Below are 22,099 nucleotides of genomic sequence, written 5' to 3'. Positions count from 1 at the left end.
CTCCAGTATCCGCACGGCCCGGCCGCGCGCAGCTCGGGGCGGGAAACGGCAGGTCAGGGGTGGTGCGCGGGGTGCCTGTCAGGCGGTAGCGTCGCGGAGCGTGTCCACGTGGACCCGCGCTTCGGCTCCGGGGAGGGCCCAGGGCGGGAAGATCACGCGGTGGACGATCGGGGCTGCCACCCGGTCGATGACGCCGTCGACGCCGAAGGCGCCCCCGGACCGGGCGGCGAAGGCGGCGCCGCCGCGCAGGAGGACTGCGTTGACCGGAGGCGGTGATGGTCAATCAACTCCTTTGGCCATCACGCCAGATCGGCCCATTGGTCGCCCGTGTCGGGCTGGGGGCGGTCCGGGTCGAGGCGGTAGGTCGCCAGGTCGTTGATCATGGTCCGGACGTCGCCCCAGCACCGGTCGATGCCGGAGTGGTTCGCGCCCACGGGCTCCGCGACCATCGGGACGGCGACGATGTCGCCGCCCTCGGGCTCGTCGTGCAGCACGGCGTCAGCGCGCACCGCTGACCCGAACGAGGCCTGCCGGACACGTCCTGGCTAGCGGCGCGCCAACAGGCCGCGGACGAAGGCCGCCTGGCCGGCGTGCTGGAGGTCGTCGACGATCACACTGATCAGACGCACCCCCAGGGTGACCGGGGGCTGCCACGACTCGTCGACGATCTCCGCGAGGGCCCGGCCGCTGAGGCCGCGTACGTAGCGGACGGTCCGCGCGTGGACCGCCTCGTGGTAGCCGAGCAGCAGCTCGGCGGTGGCGGTGACCTTGGCGACCTGGGCGGGGCGGTGCCCGTACCCGGTGGACGACGCGGCGAACGGCAGGCCGAACCGGTCCGCCCAGCCCTCGGCGGTCCAGACCTGGTCCCGGCCGGCCGCGTCGGCGAGGTGATCGTCCTGCACCCTGGTCAGGTGCCAGACCAGCCAGGCGATCGAGTTGGCCGAGTCCCGTACCCGGAAGGCCAGTTGCTCGGGAGTCAGACCGTCGACCACGTCGGCGACCCCTTCGCGAATCCTGCCGAACGCGTCCACGAGAAGATCGGCGCTGGTCACACCGGTCACTGTCGCCTCCCGGCCGAGTGCTCCGTCCCACTGGCGCCGGAGGACCCGCCGCTTTGACGATCGTGTCCCGCCACCGGCCCCGCGGCCACTCGAACCCGGGGCGCAGTCGCCCGGTTGGGCACCCTGGATCAGCCGGTCAGGACGCGGAGTGCCTCCTCGGAGGAGGAACCGTCCTCGGCGGTGTGGACGACCAGGGTCGGGGCGCCGCTGATCGCGGCCGGCAGGCTGTATATACGGGGGCACGGCGGCGAGCGGTCGGCGGGTTCCGCCACGACCCGGGAGGATGTGGACGGTGCCGCCGACCATCGACAGGAAGCCGCGGTTCCCGGCCAGGCCGCCGGCCTCCGCCAGGGTGGCGGTCAGCTGCGGCAGGATCTCGCGCTCGCCGGCGGGGGTGAGGACGCCGCGGGGCGCGGTCACGGTGATGGGCATGGCTGTCCACGGCCGGGATCGCAGAGCCCGTCCAGCACCTCCGCCGGCACGGCCCGCAGCTTGCCGCGCCCAGCCTCAGGACGTCGTCACGCACAGGTTGGCGAGCAGTGTGGCTCCGTCCGGGGTGGTGGCCAGGACGCGGCCGCTGCGGTGCCAGAGGGTGACCGCGCCGGCGTGGTGGCGGATACCCGCCGGGGTGCCGGCAGCGCCAGGGAACACGGCGGTGAAGGCGGGCGTCGTGCCGGAGCCGGCACGGACGTGGGCGCCTGTCGCGTTCGACGTGGTGCACGCCCACCACGCGCCGTCGGTGCGCACCTCGCCCTCGCCGTCCACGTCCAGGGAGGCCGATCCGCCCTCGCTCGTCCAGTGGAGTGCGCCCGGCTCGACGCTCAGCACACGGCCGTCGGCGAGCGGCTGCGCCGCGACCGGAGCGTCCTCCTCCAGTCCGAGGCGGCGACGCAGCTCCCAACCCGGCTGGTCCCAGCGCCAGAGTTCGGCCCTGCCCGGCATCCGGCCCTCGCGGCGGGTCCGGACCAGCGCCGCACAGCTGGTCGCCGAGCGCACGATGGGTCCCAACAGCCGCTGTTCGTGGCCGAGTTCGCGCCAGACGGCGGTGGGGTGCGGGGTGTGGGTGTCCAGCACGGTGATGCCGTCCTCGTCCGACGTGACCAGGTGGCGGCCGTCGAAGGACGGGACGACCTCGTGTGCCCGCAGCGCGGTCCACGGACGGACGGCTCGCGTGGCGAGGTCGAGGCGGACGATCTCGTGGACCTCGCCGTAGCGGGCGACCAGGAGCACGGTGCCGCCGTGGTCGGCCACGACGAGCTGGTCGGCGGGCACGTCCCAGCGGGCGCGGGTGCGGCCGTCGGGCGCGAGCAGCCGGACGCCCGCGTGCCCGCAGGCGATCAGGACCGCGCCCGAGCCGAGCCGGACCGCGTCGAGGACGGGGAGCGTGCCGGGGCGGTCGGCGGCGGTCAGGTGCGGCACGCCCTCGGCGGAGCGCTCGCCGGCGTGCTCGGCGCGGCGCAGGCGGGGCAGGTCAGCAGCGACGAGCGGGTCGGCGCGCTTCAGCAGCCGGTCGTGGAGCGTGCGTTCGGTGTGCGCGTCGCGCATGCCGCCCAGCCCGCCGAACCCGCCGGCCCGGACGGCGGCGCGGAGCGCGGCGGTGGCGAGCTCGCGGTCGGCGGCCGGATCGGCGGCGGGCAGGTCGGCCAGGGCGGCGGCGAGGGCGAGGCACCCGGCAGCCTCGTCCCCGCCGTCAAGGACGGCCCGGGCGAGCTTGTGGGTGGCGTCGCCCGCGCCGAGGGCGAGCAGGTGGGCGAGCGCGCGTCCGCGGGCGGGCCCGCCGAGGGCGACGGCGTCGCGCAGGTCGGCGGCGACGGTCGGGCGCAGCGCCGGGTCGGGCCAGGCGGCGGTGACGGCGCCGAGCCGGTCGCCGCGGGAGCGGCAGTGGTCGACCCAGGCGGCGCGCAGTTCGCGGGCGGCGGCGGGGTCGGTGTCCTGGAGGCGTTCGACGGCGCGGGCGAAGGCGCCGCGGCGGTAGGCCGCCCGGACGGCGCGGCCGCGCTCGCCGGCCCGCCACCAGAGGCGGACGACCAGGTCGGCGGCGAGGCGACGGCCATCGGCGAGTTCGGCGGCCTGGGCGGTGCGGCCGTGCCGGTCGAGCAGGGCGACGGCCTCGGCGGGTGCGTTGAGCAGGTCGGCGAGGACGAAGGCGGCCTCGTCGATCCGCCCTTCGCCTTCGAGGGCGCGGGCGGCTTCGTGGTAGAGGTCGGTGAGGTGCTGGTGGACGGTCGGGCCGCTGACGGGGCTGGCGACGAGCGGCCCGTCGGCGGTGTGCGGGGTGGGCTTGAGTGCGCCGGTGAACCGGCGGGGCAGGCGGCGCCCGAACCACGCGGGCCGTTCGCGGGAGCCTGCGGCGGCCAGCGGGACGGCGTCCCGCAGGGCGTCCTCCCAGCGTCGCTGCTCGAAGGCCCGGGTGAGGCCGCGCAGGTAGCGGAGGTGCCGCCGACGGAGCACGCCGGAGGTGGACGGGGTGCGGCGGGTGCCGCGCGGAACGGCGGCGGCGCCTCGACGTGGACCGGCGGCTCCTCGGGCGGCGCCGGCCACGCGCGCCCGGCGCCGGTCGAGCAGGACGAAGCCGAGGAGGACGGCGCAGCCGCCGCCGACGGCGAGGAGGAACGCGCCGAGGTCGAAGCCCCTGCGGGCGATCAGGCCGGCGAAGGGGACGGCGATGATCACGGTGCCGAGGGACACCGCGGCGGCGACGGCCCACGCCTCACCGGACCGCTCCCGGCTCGGAGCCGTGCGGCGGCGGGCGCGGCCGGTCAGCCCGGGGACGCGGGCGGCGGCGCGGAGGTCGACGGCGGGCGCCTGCGGGACGTCCTCCCGGACGGGCTCCGGCACGACCGGGGCACCGACCGCGCCGAGCCGGTGGAGGGTGATCCCGGACAGGTCGAGCCAGTCGGCCGGGTTCAACTGGCCTAGTTCGAGGATGACATGACGCTCTATCAAGCCACCTACAGCGAGCGAGAGTTCGCCCGGCGAAGGAAGATCACCGCTCCGCACGCCGACGGCCGCCAGCCCGCCGCCGACCGCGCGGAGCGGCTCCCCCGGAGCACCGTCGACGCGGGTCGACATCGCCTCAGGGAGCGTGAACAGCCATCGCCCGTCCGGAAGTTCGCGTAGTTCGGCGCCGGGACGCCAGGACGCCAGGACGCGGTCGACGGCCTCGGCCGCACCGATCACGGGCACGTCGAGCACGAAGCCGGCGGCGTGTATGACGGGACTCATTCGTCGTTCTCGATCGAGAGGAGGGTCTTTCCGGTCACGGCATGTCCGGTCTTCAGCCGGCCCGGCCGGGGCTCGGCGGCGATCACCGGCCAGAACGGGTGGACGGCGGGCGGCACCCGGCCGTCCGAGAAGCTGGTCAGTGTGCGGACGAGGCCTTCGCGGACGCTGCGGACCAGGTGAGCATCGCGGGTGCACGTGATGAGCACGGGTGTGCCGTTGTCCTCGGTGATCGCGATGACCTCGCCGCCGCTGGGGAGTTCGAGGTAGCGGCGCTCGCCCTTCCGGGTGCGGATGTCCCACCCGAAGCCGTCCTCGGACCACGCGAGCAGACCCGCGCCGTGCACGAGGTGCTCGCAGTCCGCCACGCCGGGCGGGAGCTCGCCGTCGAACAGCCGCGGCTCGCGGGCCCGGACGAACGGCCGGCCGCCGGCGGTCGACACGACCGGCCCGTCGAGCGTGACCCGGCCGCCGGGCGCGATCCGCCGCCAGTGCCCGGCGAGCGGGACGACGAGGTCGTCGCCGTCGCGCAGGAGCGGCAGGACGGGCTGGTGCGCGAGCGCGGGCAGCGCGTTGTGGTCGAGTCCGACGTCGGCCAGGTCGACGTCGTAGCGGCCGGGTTCGCCGAGGCGGCTGCCACTGACGTAGAGGAGGAGGCGGCCCTGGCGGGCGTAGAAGGCGAGCAGGCGCCGACCGGTCCGTCCGGCGGCGACCACCTGTCCGCGCAGCCGGTGGCGGCGCGGCCGGGCGCTCCCGGCGAAGTGCGCCGTGCCCGGCGACAGCCGCACCGCGAGCAGCACGGAGGCGTCCCGGCCTCGCGCGAGCAGCGTCGGGGAGTCCGTGGTGAACGCGGGCAGCGCCCCGGTGCCGGTGGGCAGCGGCGCGAACATCACGCCGGTCCGACGGAACTCGGCGCCGCGCAGCGCCCGGACGGCGATGCGGCCGGCGGGCAGCGGGAGTTCGGCCGCCGGGCCGCCGTCCACGCGGACGGCGACGCGGGCGGCGCCGTCGGCGCTCCAGCCGGTCTCCTCGGTGGTCAACACGCCCTTCCGCTCGGGCAGTTGGTCGGCGAGGTGCGGGGAGGTGAGCAGCCAGGCCCGGTCGCCGTCGGCAAGCACCTCCCGCGCGCGGCGGACGTCCTCGGGGGTCGGGTCGGTGTGCCGACGGGCGGCGAGCCAGCGCGGCAGCACCTCGGCGAGGTCGCCGCGCAGCAGGCGGTCGGACGGATCGCCGAGGACGCCGACCAGCAGCTCGGTGCCGACGGCGGCCGCCCGCCGGTGCAGCACCAGCAGGACGGCGAGCTGGACCAGCCGGCCGGCGCCCGCCTGCGCGGGGCCGGTGTCGACCAGGGCCACGATCCGTCCGCGACTGGCTTCCGTGGTGAACTCCGGGGCAAGGTACAGAAGTTCGCGGTCCGCGTAGCGGCGCAGGAACTCGTCCGGGGCCTCGCCGGCGAGCAGCCATTCGGAGGGCAGCAGCTGGTCGGGCCGCCCGGTGCGCGCGAGGCCGCCGTGGCCGTCGGGCGTGCCGAGGACGTCGGCGGCGGGCTCGTGCCCGCCGATGAGGGCGTCCAGGCGGCGCAGCAACGGGCCGAGGGCGTCGGCGAGTTCGGGGCTGAGGGCGCCGAGCGTGGCCGCCCAGCCCGCGAGCGGGCCGGGCAGGCGGGCGGTCATCACGGCAGCCTCCGCTCGCTGCGCACAGTCGTCGCCCCGGCGTTCTCCAGAGCCGCCGGGTCCGTCCCGAGCGGCGGCCGGTCGGCCACCAGTGCGTGTCCGGGCACCAGGGCGCACAGCTGTCCGTCGCCCGCGCCGAGGGCGGTGCGCCACAGGGCGGCGGCGGGCTGCGGCCTGGCGGTGGTCGGCACCAGCAGTTCGCCGTCGACGCCGAGGTAGCGGGCGCCGGGGACCCAGGGCAGGTCCTCGGTCGCGCCGAGCACGAGCAGTGCGCCCGGGTCGGCGGCGACGCCGAGGCGGGTGCCGGTCAGGAGGCGGTCGCGGGTGGCGGTGGCGAGGGCGGGGACGTCCTCGCCGAGCGCGAGCACGGCGGCGGCCGGCAGCGGCGGTTCGCAGGGCTCCCACCGGAGCCGGACGGCTGTCATGCGGGGGCGACCGCGGCGGCCAGGCCGGCGCGTATGCCGGCGAGCGCACCGGGCAGGTCGGCCGGGTCGAAGCCGGCGTCGATCTCGCGCAGGACGGCTTCCAGCCGCAGCCGCGAGTCCCGCCCGTCGGGCAGTCCGGCGTGCTCGGCGAGCAGGGCGGCGCCCGTGCGCACGAGCCGTTCGGCGCGCGCGGCGGTGCTGCGGGAGAGCTCCTCGGCGGTGTGCGCGAGGCTGCGGTTGGCGGCCTGGTCGATCAGGTCGGCGAGGGTCTCGCGGGCGAGCGCCTGGGTGTCGGCGGTGGGCGCGACCAGCGGCAGCACCCACAGGTCGCGCGCGGAGGCGCTGGTGCGCCCGTCGAGGACGGCGGCGGCCGCGACGAGGTTCTGCGAGCGGACGGCCCGGCGGTCGCTGATCGGGACGCCCGCGGCCCGCAGGCGTCGCAGCGCGGTGCCGAGCAGCGGGGTGACGGCGTCGAGGTCGCAGGCCTGCGCCGCGGCGGCGAGGCGGTCGAGGGCGCCGAGCAGCTGCGCCGGTCGATCGGGTGCGGTGCAGGGACGGCGACCGGCCTCCAGCAGGTCCTCCAACTGCCCGTCGGGGACGGGCTCGACGAAGACCCGGGCGAGGAAGCGGTCCGCGAAGGCGGCGAGGGCCGGGTCCTCGGGCAGGTGGTTGGCGGCGCCCACGCAGACCCGCAGCGGGCTGGCGAGCACCGTGCGACCACGCCGGAACACCTTGTCGTTGAGCAGGCCGAGCAGCGTGTTGAGCACCGCCGTCGAGCCGAGGAAGACCTCGTCGAGGAAGGCGAACTCGGCCTCGGGCAGCATCCCTTCGGTCGCGAACTCGACGCGCCCCTCGCGCAGTCGCCGCAGGTCGACGGGGCCGAAGAGCTCGCCCGGCTCGGTGAACCGGCCGAGCAGGTACTCGAAGTAGCGCCCGCCCAGCTGCCCGGCGACCCGCCGCACCGCCGCGGACTTCGCCGTCCCGGGCTCGCCGATCACCAGCACGTGCTCGCCGGCGACGGCACACAGCGTCACGACCTCGGCGACCGCCTCCCGGCCGATCAGTCCGCGACCGGCGGCGGCCGCGGCGGCGGCGACCACCTCGGCGTCGGAGGCCGGCCCCGCGCCGCGTCCGTCACCGGCGAAACCGGACGCGGTGTCGGAATCGGGCGTCGAGGCGGCACGGGACGTCACGGGAAGGGACGTCAGGGCGGGACGGGATGACAGGGTGTCGGTGGCGTCGGTGGCGTCGGTCACGAGCACGGGAGTCTACGGGTGCCCCGTTCGCGCTCACCATCGGGTTTCCCGCCGGGCGCCGGGAAGGCGGCGCGGTACCCGGCTCAGCCGATCCGGCTGAGCCGGGACCGCGCCGCCGTCGGATCGCCGGTGGTGGTCGGGACCGCGACGGGACGGTCCTGCTCAGGCCGCTCCGGCCCGGCGACCAGGATCGATCGCTGCAGCCGCCGGAGCCCGGCCGAGGGCTCCATGCCCAGCTCCCGCACCAGGGTGTTCCGCAGCCGTTGGTACGCCTCCAGCGCCTCGCCGCGCCGTCCGGAGCGGTGCAGGGCGAGCATGTACTGGCCGTGCAGGCTCTCGTGGGTGCGGTAGCGGTCGACCAGGACGGTCAGTTCGGCGAGCAGGACGCGGTGTCGACCGAGCCGCAGGTCGGCCTCGATGCGCTGGTCCAGCGCGCAGAGTCTGGTCTCCTCCAACCGCTTGGCCTCGACGGCGAGTTGGCCGCCGAGCGGGACGTCCGCGAAGGCCTGGCCGCGCCACAGCGCCAGGGCGTCGGCCAGCTGCCGGGCGGCGAGCGCGTGGTCTCCGCCGTCCATGGCGCGGTAGCCGAGGCCGGCGAGCCGTTCGAACTCGTGCAGATCGACGGTGCCGCCGCCGGTGTTGAGCATGTATCCGCCGGGCGAGGTCACCAGGACGTCCTTCGCACACGTGGCGCGGAACCCCTCCTCGGCGTGCGCGAGCGCCCGGTCGATGAGGTCGCGCAGCTGGAGGACGTAGGTCTGCACAGTCGTGCGTGCGCTGCGCGGCGGGCGGCCGGACCACAGCTCCTCCGCGAGGACACCCGCGGGAACGACCTGATCGGCCCGTGAGGCCAGCAGGGCGAGCACCTGCCGCGGTTTCGGCGCCGAGGGCACCACCGACTCCCCGCACACCTGGACCCCCAAGGCCCCCAGCACCCGGATCTCCATGATGACCACCCCACATCCAGACGCGTCGGCGGCCCCGACGGCCACCGGTCGGCCGAGTGCCCGTCAGCCACACCGCAGGGCACCCATGGCCCATCCAAAAACAGGGCAGACGGTTTGTCAATACAAAACCGACCAAGCTGTTTGTTTTTCGCCGAACGACTCGTCACCCGGGCCCGACGGGGAGACCCGGAGCCGGCAGACCGCAGCCGTCAGCCGGCGCTCGCACCGCCCGTGGCCCCATCTCCCGGCTCCCCCAGTCCCGCTGAACTCGCGCCAGCCGTCGCGCCGGCCGGATCCGTGCCGTCCGCCGCCATCCGCGCCGCCACCTCGGCCGCCACCCGGGCACCGCGATCCGGCGACAGGTCGAGCGTGGCGAGCACCCCGGGCACCGCGATGCTCGGCATCACGAGCTGGTACAGCCCGGCCACCCGCCGCTCCAGGTCCGCCCGTCCGGTGAGCTTCTGCGACTGGATCTGCACCCCGGTCCACGCCCCCATCAGCAGCCAGGCGGTCTCGGCCGGCGCCACGTGCGGCAGCAGTTCACCCTGCTCCTTCGCCGCCGTGAGCATCCCCTCCCCCCGGGTGATCCACCCCTCGAAGGCGCCGCCCCGCAGGTCGCCGAAGACGTCCTGGCCGAGCGAGAGCCGCGCCCCCGCGCTCAGCAGCGCGTCCCGCGGCATCAGGTACGCCACCACCATCCCGGTGTCGACGAACTCCTGGAGCTTGCAGCTCCGTTCGGGCAGCGGCCCCTGCACGAACTGCTCCTCCACCACACCGAGTGCGAGGTCGCGCTTCGAGGCGAAGTGGAAGTACAGCGCCCCGCGCGTCACGCCCGCGCGCGCGACCACCTCGCCGATGGTCGCACCCTCGTAGCCGAACTCGTCGAAGACCGACGCCGCGGCCTCCAGGATCGACCGCCGGGTCTGGACCGCCCTCTCCTGCCGAGCCACCGCCACCACCCCTGAACCGTTCGGAGAACCAAACCAAACACCCTGTATCTTACCCGTACAGGAACCGGCCGGTCCCCCTCCCCGGCCTTCTTGCATCCGCCTCCGAGCGCGGTAAAAACCGCATGGACGGTATTGGTCGGCCAGGCAACGGGCGGCTCACGCGCGATCAGCCGGTACGGAATGCCGCCTCCCACTTCCCGGCGCCACGCTCCGGCCCGGACATGGTCAACCAACGCCCAAAAGCTCTTCAAGTACTGATTTCGCCGCAGGTCAGACGACCGCAGACAGGCTCCGGCGCCACTCCCGGACCTTTCGGCACGGACCCGGAGCGACGACGACGCAACGCTCGGTCGCCGACGAATCGTGCTCCGGACTCCTTGAAAACCAAACCGGAAGGTACGTATCTTACGAGCCCTGAGCAGCCCTTCCCGCCCGTCACGGCCTTTCGGAGCGCTCCCATGACCCAGCTTGCCTACCGCGCCCCCGCCCCCTCCCGCGCCGCCGCCGGTTTCCCCCGCGGCCTCGGCACCGGCCTCTCCACCGGGCTCTCCTCCGGGTTCTCCGACGACCTTCCGGACGACCTCTCCACCGGCATCCCCGGTTTCGGCCCCGCGCATGCCGCGCCCGCCGCCGGGCTCGCGGACCGCCCGATCGGCGCGAAACCCCGACTGACCACCACCGTCCCCAAGGAATACGTGCACCGCGCCTGCCACGCCGAGGTCTTCCTGACCGGCAGCGAGCAGTTGACCGACACCGCCTTCACCGTCACGGCACAATGGCCGCGCGCCCACACCTTCTTCAGCACGCCGGACGGCACCCGGCACGACCCGATGCAGGCCGCCGAGACGGTCCGCCAGGCCGCGCTCTACCTCGCCCACACCCGCTTCGGCGTGCCCCTCGACCACAAGTTCATGATGTGGAACCTCGACGTCGCCACCCGCCCGCGGCAGCTCGTGATCGGTGCGACGCCGACCGACCTCACCCTGGAGGCGAGACTCGTGGCACAGCCCAGAAGTCGCACGACGATCGACTTCACCATGTCCGTCACCGTCCGCCGCGGCCCCCACGTCGCCGCCACCGGCCAGGGCTGCTTCACCACCGTGTCCGACGCGACCTACCGGCGCCTGCGCGGCGCCCGCCGCAGCCCCGGCACGGACGGCACCGCCGGCACCGCCGGCACCGCCGGCATCCCCGGGTCCGACGCGTCCGAGCAGCTCGCGCCCGCGCCCGCCCCGGTGGACCGGCCGCTCCCGCCCGCCCGGGTCGGCCGGCTGCGCCCCGCCGACGTGGTGCTCACCGCCTCCGAGGAGCCCGGCACCTGGCACCTCACGCCCGATCCGTGGCACCCGATCCTCTTCGACCACGCCATCGACCACATCCCCGGCATGGTCCTGCTGGAGGCGGCCCGTCAGGCGGCCAACGCCCTCACCTCCCCGGTCACGATCGCGCCCACCGCCATGACGACCACCTACCACCGCTACGCCGAGCACGACGCGCCCACCACCGTCACCGCGCGCCTCACCCACGCCGACGACCCGGACGCGCTCACCGCCGTCGTGACCGGGCGCCAGCACGGCGCCCCGATCTTCACCACGGTCATCACCGGCCGCCCGGAGCACGGTTGAGGCACGCCCGAGCGACGGCCCGCCCGGTCGGCCCGGCGGACGGGCCGCCCCCACGGCGTCAACGACCAGGTCCACCAATGGGATTGGCATCGGGCGAACACCTGCGCGAGGATGAGCACCCCTTGGATGGCCGTCACCGGGAGTGCACGATGAGTGAAGTCGCGTCGCAGCAGAACGAGTTGATCAGACTCGACGACCGCCCGGGCGGCGCCGGGAAGAGCCTGCGGGTCCGTGTCCTCGGACGGCACGCTCCGGGCTCACTGCTCGGACACGACTGGCTGGACTGCGAGATCGTCGCCACCGCCGAGGAGCTGACCGCCCGGTTCGTGACGATCCTGACGGATCGTCATCTCATCGAATGGGAGGCGGCCCTGGAGCGGCTGTCCCGCCGGGAGGCGGTCCGCTGGCTGGACGAGGAGCACGGACCGGAGCTGCGGGTCGAACCCGGCCGGCCGGGCGGGGTCTGGGTCACCGTGTCCGACGCCGAGGACTCCGGCGTCACCGTCCGCTTCATCCTCGCGCTCGCACCCGGGTGGCTGGAGGAGCAGCACGCCCTGCTGAAGGTCGTCCGGGACGGCTACCCGGCCGAGGTGGTCGAGATATCCCCCGGCGTGCACGAGTGGCGCGCGAACGTCGGCGGCGCCGAGTGACGCCCGATGGACGGCTGTGGAACGCCTGAGAGCCGAGTGAACTACGGCTTTTCACCGATCAGTTGTGCGCGCCAGGCGCAGGCCGTCGCAGCGAGCGGTCGGGCAGGACGAGCGCGAGCAGGAGGGCGGCACCGCCGAGCATGAACAGCGCGAGGTGGTGCAGCCCGGCGGTGGTGGCGCCGTGCGGGAAGAACGCGGCGTTGGCCGCGGAGGCCGCCATCGCACCGAGGTACGTGAAGGTGCGCAGCAGGCCGGCCGCGGAACCGATCCGGGCCGGGTCGGCCTGGTGGTAGAGGGCGGCCTGGTTGGCCAGCCCGATGAGCCCCTGCGGGATCCCGGCGAGCACCCCGACGACGATCAGCAGCCAGGTCGCGCTCCCTGAACCGACCAGCACCATCGCCGAACAGGCTGCGAGTTGGACGACGGCGCCGACGACCAGCTTGCCCCGGAGGGCTGTGCTGCGGCCGGTGGCGGCGGAGACGGCCAGGGCGGCGCCCGAGAGCGGGAGCAGGACGAGGCCGGCGGTCGAGGGCGCCAGTCCGCGGCCTTCCTCCAGCCACTGGGTGTAGCCGTAGAGGAAGGCGTAGGAGGCGGTGTAGCCGAGGAGTTGGCGCAGGTAGGTGGCGACCAGCGGGCGGTTCCCGGCGAGCGTTCGCACGTCGACGAAGGGGTCGCGGGCGCGCAACTCCCGTACGGCGAAGGCGCAGGCCGCGGCGCCGGCGGCCACCGGCAGGTACCAGCGGGCGGCCTGCGGCTTCATGAGGAAGAGCATCAGCGCGACGAGCATGGCAGCGAAGAGCGCGATCCCGGTGCCGTCGAGGCGGGCGTCCGTGCGCCGTTCAAGGGCGTCCGCGCCCCGTTCGCGGGCGTCCGCGCCCTGTTCGCGGGCAGGAAGCCCCGGCAGGCGGGCCGCACCGAGCACCAGGCAGGCCAGCGAGAGCGGCACGTTGACGGCGAAGACCGCCCGCCAGCCACCGGCGCCGATCAGCAGGCCACCGAGGGTGGGGCCGATGACGGCGACCGTCTGGTTGGCGACGGCGAGCGCGGTGAGCACGCCGGCCGGGCTGTCCCGGCCGGTCCGCACGGCCTCGCTGCGGGTGAGGTGCATCGCGGCCGGGTAGGCGGCCGAGGTGCCGAGGCCGAGCAGCCCCCGGGCCGCGATCAGCAGCCCGAGCGAGGGCGCGAGCGCGCCCAGCAGGCCCGCCACGCCGACCAGCGCCGTCCCGGCGAGGTAGAGGCGCCGCGGTCCGTACGCGTCGACCAGCCGCCCGATCACGGGCTGGCCGACGGCGGTCGCGAGGTAGAGGGCGGAGACGAGCCAGGCCGTCTCGGCTGGCGGGGCGCCGAACGCGGTGCCGATGGGCACCAGGGCGACGGCGATCATCGAGGAGTTGACCGGGTTGAGCACCGAGCCCAGGACCATCGGCGCGATCAGCCGCCGGTCGAACTCCCCCTCTCGGCCCGGCCGTTGTCCGCTCCGGGACGAGGCTATGGACCGGATCCGCGCGCGCAGGGCGCCGGGGCCGTTCATCGGACGGTCAGCCGGTCGAGCAGGGCCAGCGCCTCCAGCACGGTGGCGCGTTCGGGCTCGGTGTAGCGGTCCTGGAGGGCCCGGGCCAGCCACTCCTCGCGCGCCTGGCGGCTGTCCGCGATCATCGCGCGCCCGGCCTCGGTGAGAGCGACCAGGAGCCGCCGCCCGTCCTCGGGGTCCGGGCGGCGCCGGACGTACCCGCGCTCGGCGAGCGCGGCCAGCGTGGCGGCCATCGACTGCGGGCGGACGCGCTCGGCGGCGGCCAGCGCGGCGGCGGAGGCGGGCCCGTCGGCGACGAGCCGGCTGAGCACGGAGGTCTGGGAGGGGGTGAGGTCGCTCGTGCCGTCGGCCTCCTTGAGGGCACGGCGCAGACGACTGAAGAGGGTGCGCAGCTCGCGGGCCGCGCGGGCTGCGGACTCACCGACGTCAGCAGGTTTCTCGCTCATACCGCCCACGGTAATTCCATCAGTCCAGACTGTCCAGCCTTGCTGTACAGTCTGGGACGGATGGAATTGGTACGGGACCCGGCCGGTCGGACGCCGACCGTTCGCGGTGGCCGCCGGTCAGGCCGGGCGCGGGATGTAGGCGAGGCCGTGGGCCCCGGCCTCGCCGGCCCGGGCGACGTCCAGCCGGGACATCCGCTCCAGCGTCTCCAGGTCGACGACGTCGACGGTCGACGACACGACATTGGCGACGTACGCGAGCCGGCCGTCCGGCGAGGACGTGATCGTCAGCGGGAAGAGCCCGACCTCGACCGAGCCCACCTGCTTGCGCGTCCCGGCGTCGAAGACCGTGAGGCGGCCCGGCAGGTGCCGTCCCAGCTGCGACTCCGATCCGGCCTCCGTCCGGAGCTCACCCGCGAGCAGCCTGCCCGACGACGTCAGGTGGACCGGCAGGACGAGGCCGTCGGTCGGCAGCACGTCGACGACGGACGCCGAACGGGCGTCGACGACCCGGATCCCGGTCGTCGGCCGCTCCGCCCCTCCCCCCGAGAACGACGCGTACGGCCCGGCGACGAAGGCGTGCGCGCCGTCGGCGGAGACGGCGAGCCCCTCGCTGCCCGGCACACCGACCTTCGCCGTGAGGACGCCCCGGTCGAGGTCGACGACCGACACGAAGGGGGCCTCCTTGTTGGTCGCGAAGCCCGTCCGTCCGGCCGGGTCGATCGCGAACCAGTGCGGGCCGGGCGCGTCCGTGTCGATCCGGCCCACCGGGCGGCGCGTCACCGTGTCGATCACCACGACACCGCCGGGGCGGTCCGCCGAACCCTCCACGCTGACGTAGAGGCGGCGGCGCACCGGGTCCAGCGCGAGCCCGTGCGGCCCGTGCTCCGGCGCGAGGTCGACGACCTCGACGATCCGCCGCGTGTCCGGGTCGATGACGGTCAGTTCGGTGCGACGGCCACTGTTCGCGTGGTAGTAGCCGGAGTGGTACGCCGTCGTGCACCACAGCAGGCGCTGGGTCGGATCGAAGCACAACTCGTGTGGCTCGGCGAGGACTTGCACCGCCCCGAGGTGCCGGTCGGAGGCGGCGTCGAAGAACGAGACGGTCGGACCGCTCTGGCTGACGACGGCCAGGACGTCTCCTTCGCGACCTTCACGCCCGGCAAGGGGGGACTGCTGCACGGAAAGCTCCTTGAACGGAGTGACGGAATTGGAGAGACGCCCTTCCATGGCGTCTCCGTGGACAGCTCCACTCTCACCGCTCCCCACGTGCCACGGCAATGCAATGATGGGTACGCAATCATTGCCTCAGATGCAAAAATGCAGCTCAGGAGCCATCCATGGACCTCAACCTGCTGCGCGCACTGGACGCCCTGCTCCAGGAGAACAGCGTGACGCGCGCCGCCGAACGCCTCGGCACCTCGCCCGCCGCGGCCAGCCGCACGCTCGCCCGGCTCCGCCGCGCGGTCGGCGACCCGCTGCTCGTCCGCGCGGGCCAGGAGCTCGTCCCGACCCCGCGCGCGCTCGAACTCCGCGAGGAGGTCGGCGCGTTGCTGCGCGCCTGCGACAACGTCCTGCGGCCCGGGGCCGGTTTCGACCCCGTCCACCTCAACCGCACGTTCACCGTGCAGGCCACCGAACTCCTCCTCGTCGGCCTGGCCGGGACGTTGACCGACCGGATCCGCGCGGAGGCCCCGCACGTCGACGTCGTCTTCCTCCCCGAGGCCCTGGAGGACGGCCCCGCGCTCCGCCAGGGCCGGGTGGACGTCGAGCTCGGCGTCCTCGGACACCTCGACCCGGAGATCCGCACCCGCCCGCTCACGCGGGTGCCGCTGGTCGGCGTCGCCCGCGCGGGCCACCTGCTCTTCGAAGGCCGCGACGGCCGGGTCGACGCCCACCGCTTCGCCGCGGCCGACCACATCGGCGTCTCCCGGCGGGGAAAGCGCCTCGGCCCGATCGACGGCGCGCTCGCCGAACGGGGCCTGCGGCGCCGCGTCGCGGTCGTCGTCCCCAGCCACACGAGCGCGATGCTGCTCGCCCGGGACACCGACCTCGTCGCGCTCAGCCTGGCCGACTGGCTCCCCGACACCACCGCCGCCCTCGGCCTGCGCACCTTCCCCATCCCCCTCGACCTCGCCCCGCTCGACCTCGGCATGGCCTGGCACCCCCGCAACTCCGCGGACCCTGCCCATCGTTGGTTCCGCGACCACCTGGCGGCGGCGGTCCTGGCCCGCTGCGGCACGGCGGAGGACGGCTGAGCACACCCGAGCGCCTGACCACACCGAACCGCCGGGGCCGCCGGAACCGCCCGAGCCCGTTCCGGCGTTGGTGAGGGCGGGAGGGAAACGACATGACAAGGAAGCCGTACCGGATCACGGCCGCCGCGGTCGCACTGCTCGCGGCCGCCCCGCTCTTCACCGCCTGCAAGAACGCCGACCAGGCGCTCGACTGCGGGAAACGGGCCATCAGCGTCACCGGCGACGTCCAGGACCTGATGGACTCGGCGATCAACGTCGGGCAGATCACCGACGACAGCAAGCGCCGGCACACGCTCGACGCCCTCAAGAAGATCAAGGACGACGCCCAGAAGGTCCGTGAGAGCGGCAGCAACGGCAAACTCGACAAGGCCACCGACAAGCTGTCCAAGGCCATCGACGCCGCCCGGGACAACGTCGACAACGGCAGGCAGCCCGACGTCGGAGCCATCGCGAGCGCCGCCGGGGACGTGACCACCGCCTGCGGCTCGTCCTGACGGCGCACGCCGACGACCCGCACCGACACGGCGGCCGGGTGCGGCGGCAGCCCGCCGCCCACCCGGCCTGTCGCCGCACCCGGCCCCCGGCCGGGCGGTAGGAAGGGACACCGGGTCCACGCCCCCGGCACCCCACCCCGCAGCCCTTCTCCACCCGAACGACAGCCGCTCCGCCTCGTCCGTCAAACCTCCGCGGCGGTCATGCGGCCGACGGCCCTGATGACCTGCCGCCGGGGAGCCAGGCGGACGAGGAAGGCCATGACACGGTTCATGCGCCCGGCGATCACGCTCGGCGGCGGATTCCTGCGGTCCAGGGCGGCCAGCGCGGCGCGGACGACGTCGTCCGGCGCGGCGAGCCTGGTTCCTCCGGCGGCCCGGTCGGTGCCGATGACCTCGAAGAAGTCGGTGCGGGTCGCGCCTGGGCCCGCCTGGACACCACCCCCCATCAGGGGCCCGACCCGCGCGCCAAGGCGATCGTCGCGACGGTCTTCGCCTGCGTCGACACCGCGACCGAGCTCTGGGCCGAACACGAGGGCCGGCTCGACCTGGCGGACCTCTACGACCAGTGCCTCACCGCGGTCCGGGCCGGCGGCTGAGACGCCCTCGGTCAGCGGGCTCATCCCAGGCGTTGAGGGTGATCCAGCGGTCTCCGCAAGCCAGGTGCACACCTGTCACCCCGATCTGCAGTGTCACCCCGATCTGCAGCAGGACGAACACGGCAGCCGCGGCCACGGCCGGCCGGGGTCCGATGCCGGTCAACGGCGACAGGAGCAACCGGCCGGGTCCGCCGTGCAGGAGCAGGACGGGGGTGCCGTGCCCGCTCTCGCGTACGGCCAGGGTGACGCCGGGGCGCAGGAGCACCTGCCTGCTGGTCGGGGTCGGGGTGGTCATGTGGTGGGCTGCTGACTGGTCGGGCGGGTCACGCGGCCTGTTCCTGGCGGGAGCCGAACTGGTCGACGAGGCCCTGGGGCGCGTCGGCGGCGAAACACAGGGCGAGGTTGGCGGCGGAGTCGGCGGCGGCGGCCTCGGCGCGGGGGAACATCGCCTGTTCGTAGCGGACGAGCGCGGTCTCAAAGTCGCCCGGGTGGTCGATGATCGCCCGGGCGAGCTCGGCCGCGTCCTGCATGGCGTTGTTGGCGCCCTCCCCGGCGAACGGGGACATGACGTGCGCGGCGTCGCCCAGCAGCGTGACGCCGGGCACGCGCTCCCATCGGTGGCCGACGGGCAGGGCGACGATCGGGCGCGGTACGAGCGGGCCATCGGCGTCGGCGACCAGGGCCCGCAGGTCCGGGTGCCAGTCGGCGAACTGTTCCAGCACCGCGGCCTTCGCCGCGTCGGAGTCGCCGAAGTCGATGCCCTCCAGCCAATCGGGCGACGTCCTGACGGCGGTGTAGATGTGGAGGCTTCCGTCCCACTCGCGGTGGGCGAGGAAGCCCTTGCCGTCGCCGAGCGCGAAGAGCATGCCGCCACCGACGATCGCGGCCGCCCGCGGATGGTGGGCGTCGGCGTCGAGCAGGTCGGCCTCGACGACGGACACCCCGGTGTAGGCGGGCACCGCGTCGGACACCAGCGGGCGGACCTTCGACCAGGCGCCGTCCGCGCCCACCAGCAGGCCGGTGGTGAACGCGGCGCCGTCGGCCAGGGACACCTTGTGGCAGCCGTCCGCGAGAGTGCGGGTCGCGGTGACCTTCGCGCCCCAGCGGACGATGCCGTCGGGCAGGGAGTCGAGGAGCAGGTCGCGCAGCCGGCCCCGATCGACCTCGGGGCGGGTGTGCGAGGAGTCGTCGTCGTTCTCCTCGAAGCGGACGGTGGCGTGCCGGTCCAGGACCCGCATGGCCTCCCCGCCGGGCATCACGAGCCGGAGGAAGTCCTCGTGCAGTCCTGCGGCGCGCAGGGCGACCTGGCCGGACTCCTCGTGGATGTCGAGCATGCCGCCCTGGGTGCGGGCGTGCCGGTCGGCGTCCAGCTCGAAGACGGCGGCCTCGACTCCGGCGGCGTACAGGACGCGGGCGAGGGTGAGGCCGCCCAGGCCCGCACCGACGACGGCTATCGGGTGGTGGGTGGTGGTCATGGTGGTACCTCGATTCGACGGGATTCGACGACCGGGAACGGGATGACCCGGTGCGGTGCCGGCTGCGATCAGTCCGACTGCCGGGGGGTGGCCTGCGCGCCGTTGACGACCGCGCGGAAGATCCAGGCCAGGCGTTGCTCGGGCGTGCCGGAGACCAGGTCGGCACCGAGGGCCGCAATCCGGGGATGGGTCTGAGCGGTGGCCTGTCGCAGTGCCTCCACCAGCGCGTTGTGCTCGTCCGCAGCGGCGATGTCGCGGTCCCGGACGGACTGTTCGGCCGCGGTGGCGGTGGCGACCTGGAGCAGGACGTCCACGCCCCAGGCGGCCTGCCCGTCGGGAACCCCACCCTCGTGCAGGAGGGCGAGGATCGCCTCGACCAGTCCCAGGTAGTTCGCCCCCGAGGGCCGGGCCACCAGCGCCGAGTGTGCGAGGCCGGGGTGCTCGAACAGCACCCGCGTGTAGGAGCCGAGGACGGCCACGAGCCGGTCGCGCCATTCGCCGGCCGCACTGACCGGACCGAGGTCGACCGCGCCGAGCAGTTCTTCCAGGATCGCCGCGTGGAGCTCCGCGGTGTTGGCCAGGTACACGTACAGCGAGGCCGGGCCGGTGTCGAGCTCCTGCGCCAGGCGCCGCATCGTGACCCGCTGGAGTCCTTCCGTTCGCATCAGGCCGACAGCGGTGGCGACGATGCCCTCGTAGCTGAGGGCGGGCTTGGCGGGCCGCTCACGGCGGCTGCGGGGTGCGGGGTGCCGGGGGTTCATGCCGCCAGCCTAGCGAACATGTTCGTCACGAACAAGATTGCTACGAACATGTTCGTCAAATCCCCTCGCCCGTGATGCCTCCAGACCCTCCGGGTCCGCTCGGCTGCGCCCCGGCAGAACCGTGGCCGTCGAGGGCGCGCCGACCACGCCCGCCCGGGTCCACCATCAGCAGGAGACCGCTCGGCGCCGTGCTCCGCCGGGTTCCGGCAGAGCGAAGGCTCGCTCCGCCGCTTCCGGGCCAGGTCCGTGATGGCGTACCGTCACACGCGTCATCTTCTGGTCAGGGGGAGTCGACATGGGAGTCCAGCGAGAATGGGCGGCGGGGCTCGATCCCGTCGACGAGAGGCTGATCGACGAGTCCCTCGCCTCCGCCCGCAGTGCCGACGCCGACGGCGTGTTGGCCGGCCTGGCCGCAGGCCTGACCCAGCAGCAGCGGGACCGGCCACCCACCCGCGCTCACCGGCGGGCCGGACGTCTACCGGCGCGTCGCCGAACTCGCCGAACACGGCCCTTGGGGTAAATGCACAGCGAAGCTCCCGGGGCCGTGAGCGGAGACGAGTGCCCCAACACATCCGCGCCCGGGCCGCCACGGCGAAGGGCCCGAGGGGTCACCGTGCCGGGACCTTCAGCCCGCTCTCCCCCGCTCGGACCGTATCCGGGCCGACCGCCCCACTGGCCGGGGCCGTGGGTCCCTGGTCCCGAAACGGACGGTGCGGTGCACTGGGTCCCGCCCACCGGCCGACGCCCTCGCCCACGGCACCCTCCCCTGGGGCCCGCTCACCGTACTCCTGGCCGTCGGCGTCGCCGGCCTGGGAACCGCCGCCCGCTGCTGCTCCGCCGGGACCTGGCGCCATGACGGCGTGAGCCCGCGCCCGAAGCCTCCTGCCGGCCAGCCCCACCAGCAGGCAGGAGGCCTTTCCCGGGGCCGAGCGCGGTGCGGCCCGTCGGGGCCGCAGGACCCCGGACGGCCGGGACCGTCGATCCCTGAGGGGTGACCAACGGCCCACAGACCCGGGCGCCCAGCCGACCCGAAGCTTCTACCACCGGCCCCACCGGGGGCCGGGCGCGCCGGGTTGGCGACCACCGCTGGCCGATCGGCAACCCGGCTGCGCAGAGCGAGAGTTCAGGAGACCGTGATGGCCAAGGCGTATCTCGTCGGAAGCGGCATCGCCGCCCTGTCCGCGGCGGCGTTCCTCATCCGCGACGGCGGCTTCGCGGGCGGTGACATCCACCTGTTCGAGGAGCAGGAGGAGGTCGGCGGGAGCCTGGACGCCGGCGGCACCCCCGAGGCGGGCTACACGATGCGCGGCGGCCGGATGTTCGAGGCCCAATTCCGGTGCACCTTCGACCTGCTGGCCGGCATCCCGTCCCTGGACGACCCCGGCACGTCGGCCACCCAGGACATCCTCGACTCGCACGAGGAGTCCCCGTGGGACGACGCGGCCCGCCTGGTGCGCCGGGGCGGGGCCATCGTCGACGGGCACACCATGGGCTTCTCCGAGCGCCACCGGCTCGAACTGGTCAAATGCCTGGCCACGCCCGAGCGGATGCTGGACGGCAAGCGGATCACCGACTGCTTCGCCGAGGACTTCTTCACCACCGACTTCTGGTACATGTGGTGCACCACCTTCGCCTTCGAACCGTGGCACAGCGCGATCGAGTTCCGTCGCTACCTGAGGCGCTTCGTCCACCTGTTCCCGGAGTTCGACACCATGTCCGGGATCTACCGCACCCGCTACAACCAGTACGACTCGATCGTGCGCCCCCTGACGGCGTGGTTGCTGGAGCAGGGCGTCACCATCCACACCGGCCGCCGTGTCGCGGACCTCGCCTTCCGGCCCGGCGACGCCACCACCGTCGAGCGGATCAACTTCGCGGGGAACCACGACGACATCCCGGTCGAACCGGAGGATCTGGTCTTCGTCACCAACGGTTCGATGACCGCCGACTCCGCCCTCGGCTCGCACACCCAGGCCCCACCCGCCCAACGCACCGGACGAAGCCCCGGCTCCTGGCTGCTGTGGCACCGGATCGCCCGGGGCCGCCAGGACTTCGGCAAGCCCTCGGTCTTCGACGGCAGCGTCCACGACTCCACCTGGGAGTCCTTCACGGTCACCGCCAAGGACCCGGCGTTCCTCGACTGGATGGAGAGGTTCACCGGCCGCACCACCGGCCGTGGCGGCCTGCTCACCCTCACCGACTCACCCTGGCTGCTCACCGTCGTGATCAACCGCCAGCCGGTCTACCAGCGGCAGCCCGAGGGCGTCTCCGTGTGGTGGGGCTACGGCCTCCTCCCCGACGAGCCCGGCGAGTTCGTCAAGAAGCCGATGTCCGAGTGCACCGGCGAGGAGATCCTCCAGGAGGTCCTGCACCACCTCGCCGTCGACGCGCAGACCGCCAAGCGTGTCGAGGACACCTCCACCGTCATCCCGTGCCTGATGCCCTACATCACCAGCCAGTTCCTCGTGCGCAGCCACGGCGACCGCCCGCAGGTCGTGCCGAAGGGCTCCACCAACCTCGCCTTCATCGGCCAGTTCGCCGAGGTCCCCGACGACGTCGTCTTCACCGTCGAGTACTCGGTGCGCACCGCCTGGACCGCCGTCGCCCGGCTCCTGAAGCTCGACAAGCAACCACCGACCGTCCACAAGGGCCACCACGACCCGCACGTCCTGGTCCAGGCCCTGCAGACCATGCACCGCAAGTAGCCGACCCGCGCGGCCGGGTGCGCTCCG

The 22,099-nt window shown here is 74.3% G+C and carries 20 protein-coding genes; 5 read left to right on the top strand and 15 right to left on the bottom strand.

The window, feature by feature from the left end; translation table 11 throughout:
* Positions 1-299: 299 nt before the first annotated feature.
* The 8 genes from ACWCXH_RS07330 to ACWCXH_RS07295 form a co-directional block, all read right to left on the bottom strand.
* Positions 300-509 carry a hypothetical protein gene (locus ACWCXH_RS07330; protein WP_449800367.1) on the bottom strand — a complete coding sequence of 70 codons (210 nt, stop codon included), beginning with the start codon at positions 507-509 and terminating at the stop codon, positions 300-302.
* Between the two features lie 36 nt (positions 510-545).
* Positions 546-1,052 (bottom strand): mycothiol transferase, encoded by a 507-nt coding sequence (locus ACWCXH_RS07325; protein ID WP_449800606.1) that lies wholly within the window; start codon positions 1,050-1,052, stop codon positions 546-548.
* 516 nt (positions 1,053-1,568) lie between these two features.
* Complete coding sequence (locus ACWCXH_RS07320; protein WP_449800366.1) at positions 1,569-4,286, bottom strand: bpX6 domain-containing protein; 2,718 nt, start codon at positions 4,284-4,286, stop codon at positions 1,569-1,571.
* Positions 4,283-5,956, bottom strand: a complete 1,674-nt coding sequence (locus ACWCXH_RS07315; RefSeq protein WP_449800365.1) for a hypothetical protein — start codon at positions 5,954-5,956, stop codon at positions 4,283-4,285. The genes ACWCXH_RS07320 and ACWCXH_RS07315 overlap by 4 nt, the downstream gene beginning before the upstream one ends.
* Positions 5,956-6,381 carry a bpX5 domain-containing protein gene (locus ACWCXH_RS07310; RefSeq protein ID WP_449800364.1) on the bottom strand — a complete coding sequence of 142 codons (426 nt, stop codon included), beginning with the start codon at positions 6,379-6,381 and terminating at the stop codon, positions 5,956-5,958. The genes ACWCXH_RS07315 and ACWCXH_RS07310 overlap by 1 nt, the downstream gene beginning before the upstream one ends.
* The gene (locus tag ACWCXH_RS07305) at positions 6,378-7,637 is read right to left on the bottom strand and encodes an AAA family ATPase (protein ID WP_449800363.1); all 1,260 of its coding nucleotides are present in this window, start codon (positions 7,635-7,637) and stop codon (positions 6,378-6,380) included. The genes ACWCXH_RS07310 and ACWCXH_RS07305 overlap by 4 nt, the downstream gene beginning before the upstream one ends.
* A gap of 83 nt (positions 7,638-7,720) precedes the next feature.
* Positions 7,721-8,584 (bottom strand): AfsR/SARP family transcriptional regulator, encoded by an 864-nt coding sequence (locus ACWCXH_RS07300; protein ID WP_449800362.1) that lies wholly within the window; start codon positions 8,582-8,584, stop codon positions 7,721-7,723.
* A gap of 209 nt (positions 8,585-8,793) precedes the next feature.
* Positions 8,794-9,534, bottom strand: coding sequence for a ScbR family autoregulator-binding transcription factor (locus ACWCXH_RS07295; RefSeq protein WP_449800361.1), 741 nt, complete (start codon positions 9,532-9,534; stop codon positions 8,794-8,796).
* A gap of 458 nt (positions 9,535-9,992) precedes the next feature.
* Here ACWCXH_RS07295 and ACWCXH_RS07290 point away from each other — a divergent pair, with 458 nt between their 5' ends.
* A complete protein-coding gene (locus tag ACWCXH_RS07290; protein WP_449800360.1) occupies positions 9,993-11,159 on the top strand; it encodes a ScbA/BarX family gamma-butyrolactone biosynthesis protein in 1,167 nt (388 codons plus the stop codon).
* Positions 11,160-11,308: 149 nt separating this feature from the next.
* A complete protein-coding gene (locus tag ACWCXH_RS07285; RefSeq protein WP_449800359.1) occupies positions 11,309-11,809 on the top strand; it encodes a DUF5959 family protein in 501 nt (166 codons plus the stop codon).
* Positions 11,810-11,867: 58 nt separating this feature from the next.
* Here the strand turns inward: ACWCXH_RS07285 and ACWCXH_RS07280 are convergent, their stop codons facing one another.
* From ACWCXH_RS07280 to ACWCXH_RS07270, 3 genes are all read right to left on the bottom strand, one after another.
* Positions 11,868-13,232, bottom strand: a complete 1,365-nt coding sequence (locus ACWCXH_RS07280) for an MFS transporter (protein WP_449800358.1) — start codon at positions 13,230-13,232, stop codon at positions 11,868-11,870.
* Between the two features lie 104 nt (positions 13,233-13,336).
* Complete coding sequence (locus ACWCXH_RS07275; RefSeq protein ID WP_449800357.1) at positions 13,337-13,786, bottom strand: MarR family winged helix-turn-helix transcriptional regulator; 450 nt, start codon at positions 13,784-13,786, stop codon at positions 13,337-13,339.
* A 117-nt stretch (positions 13,787-13,903) separates the two neighbouring features.
* Complete coding sequence (locus tag ACWCXH_RS07270) at positions 13,904-14,965, bottom strand: YncE family protein (protein WP_449800356.1); 1,062 nt, start codon at positions 14,963-14,965, stop codon at positions 13,904-13,906.
* Between the two features lie 158 nt (positions 14,966-15,123).
* Between ACWCXH_RS07270 and ACWCXH_RS07265 the strand changes: the two genes are divergently transcribed.
* A complete protein-coding gene (locus ACWCXH_RS07265; RefSeq protein WP_449800355.1) occupies positions 15,124-16,041 on the top strand; it encodes a LysR family transcriptional regulator in 918 nt (305 codons plus the stop codon).
* A 92-nt stretch (positions 16,042-16,133) separates the two neighbouring features.
* Positions 16,134-16,535 (top strand): hypothetical protein, encoded by a 402-nt coding sequence (locus tag ACWCXH_RS07260; RefSeq protein WP_449800354.1) that lies wholly within the window; start codon positions 16,134-16,136, stop codon positions 16,533-16,535.
* A 182-nt stretch (positions 16,536-16,717) separates the two neighbouring features.
* On the opposite strand, the gene ACWCXH_RS07255 is transcribed toward ACWCXH_RS07260, so the two are convergent.
* The 4 genes from ACWCXH_RS07255 to ACWCXH_RS07240 form a co-directional block, all read right to left on the bottom strand.
* Positions 16,718-16,981: a hypothetical protein gene (locus tag ACWCXH_RS07255; RefSeq protein ID WP_449800353.1), complete on the bottom strand. Its 264-nt coding sequence runs from the start codon at positions 16,979-16,981 to the stop codon at positions 16,718-16,720.
* Between the two features lie 124 nt (positions 16,982-17,105).
* On the bottom strand, positions 17,106-17,426 hold the full coding sequence (locus ACWCXH_RS07250; RefSeq protein ID WP_449800352.1) for a hypothetical protein: 321 nt from the start codon (positions 17,424-17,426) through the stop codon (positions 17,106-17,108).
* 28 nt (positions 17,427-17,454) lie between these two features.
* The gene (locus ACWCXH_RS07245; RefSeq protein ID WP_449800351.1) at positions 17,455-18,606 is read right to left on the bottom strand and encodes an FAD-dependent oxidoreductase; all 1,152 of its coding nucleotides are present in this window, start codon (positions 18,604-18,606) and stop codon (positions 17,455-17,457) included.
* A gap of 68 nt (positions 18,607-18,674) precedes the next feature.
* Complete coding sequence (locus ACWCXH_RS07240; RefSeq protein WP_449800350.1) at positions 18,675-19,367, bottom strand: TetR/AcrR family transcriptional regulator; 693 nt, start codon at positions 19,365-19,367, stop codon at positions 18,675-18,677.
* 1,106 nt (positions 19,368-20,473) lie between these two features.
* On the opposite strand from ACWCXH_RS07240, the gene ACWCXH_RS07235 reads away from it, so the two are divergent.
* Positions 20,474-22,072: an oleate hydratase gene (locus ACWCXH_RS07235; protein ID WP_449800605.1), complete on the top strand. Its 1,599-nt coding sequence runs from the start codon at positions 20,474-20,476 to the stop codon at positions 22,070-22,072.
* Positions 22,073-22,099 lie beyond the last annotated feature (27 nt).

Source organism: Kitasatospora sp. NPDC001660, assembly GCF_053596725.1.
The sequence above is the reverse complement of the archived record's forward strand: the minus strand, read 5'-3'. Positions and strand labels throughout refer to the sequence as shown.

Bases quoted from the DNA above. Each gene is read 5' to 3' on its own strand.
- ACWCXH_RS07275 (WP_449800357.1), bottom strand. From the start codon at position 13,786: ATGAGCGAGAAACCTGCTGACGTCGGTGAGTCCGCAGCCCGCGCGGCC.
- ACWCXH_RS07310 (WP_449800364.1), bottom strand. From the start codon at position 6,381: ATGACAGCCGTCCGGCTCCGGTGGGAGCCCTGCGAACCGCCGCTGCCG.
- ACWCXH_RS07285 (WP_449800359.1), top strand. From the start codon at position 11,309: ATGAGTGAAGTCGCGTCGCAGCAGAACGAGTTGATCAGACTCGACGAC.
- ACWCXH_RS07240 (WP_449800350.1), bottom strand. From the start codon at position 19,367: ATGAACCCCCGGCACCCCGCACCCCGCAGCCGCCGTGAGCGGCCCGCC.
- ACWCXH_RS07260 (WP_449800354.1), top strand. From the start codon at position 16,134: ATGACAAGGAAGCCGTACCGGATCACGGCCGCCGCGGTCGCACTGCTC.
- ACWCXH_RS07245 (WP_449800351.1), bottom strand. From the start codon at position 18,606: ATGACCACCACCCACCACCCGATAGCCGTCGTCGGTGCGGGCCTGGGC.
- ACWCXH_RS07290 (WP_449800360.1), top strand. From the start codon at position 9,993: ATGACCCAGCTTGCCTACCGCGCCCCCGCCCCCTCCCGCGCCGCCGCC.
- ACWCXH_RS07320 (WP_449800366.1), bottom strand. From the start codon at position 4,286: ATGAGTCCCGTCATACACGCCGCCGGCTTCGTGCTCGACGTGCCCGTG.
- ACWCXH_RS07250 (WP_449800352.1), bottom strand. From the start codon at position 17,426: ATGACCACCCCGACCCCGACCAGCAGGCAGGTGCTCCTGCGCCCCGGC.
- ACWCXH_RS07315 (WP_449800365.1), bottom strand. From the start codon at position 5,956: ATGACCGCCCGCCTGCCCGGCCCGCTCGCGGGCTGGGCGGCCACGCTC.
- ACWCXH_RS07300 (WP_449800362.1), bottom strand. From the start codon at position 8,584: ATGGAGATCCGGGTGCTGGGGGCCTTGGGGGTCCAGGTGTGCGGGGAG.
- ACWCXH_RS07255 (WP_449800353.1), bottom strand. From the start codon at position 16,981: ATGGGGGGTGGTGTCCAGGCGGGCCCAGGCGCGACCCGCACCGACTTC.
- ACWCXH_RS07265 (WP_449800355.1), top strand. From the start codon at position 15,124: ATGGACCTCAACCTGCTGCGCGCACTGGACGCCCTGCTCCAGGAGAAC.
- ACWCXH_RS07280 (WP_449800358.1), bottom strand. From the start codon at position 13,232: ATGGTCCTGGGCTCGGTGCTCAACCCGGTCAACTCCTCGATGATCGCC.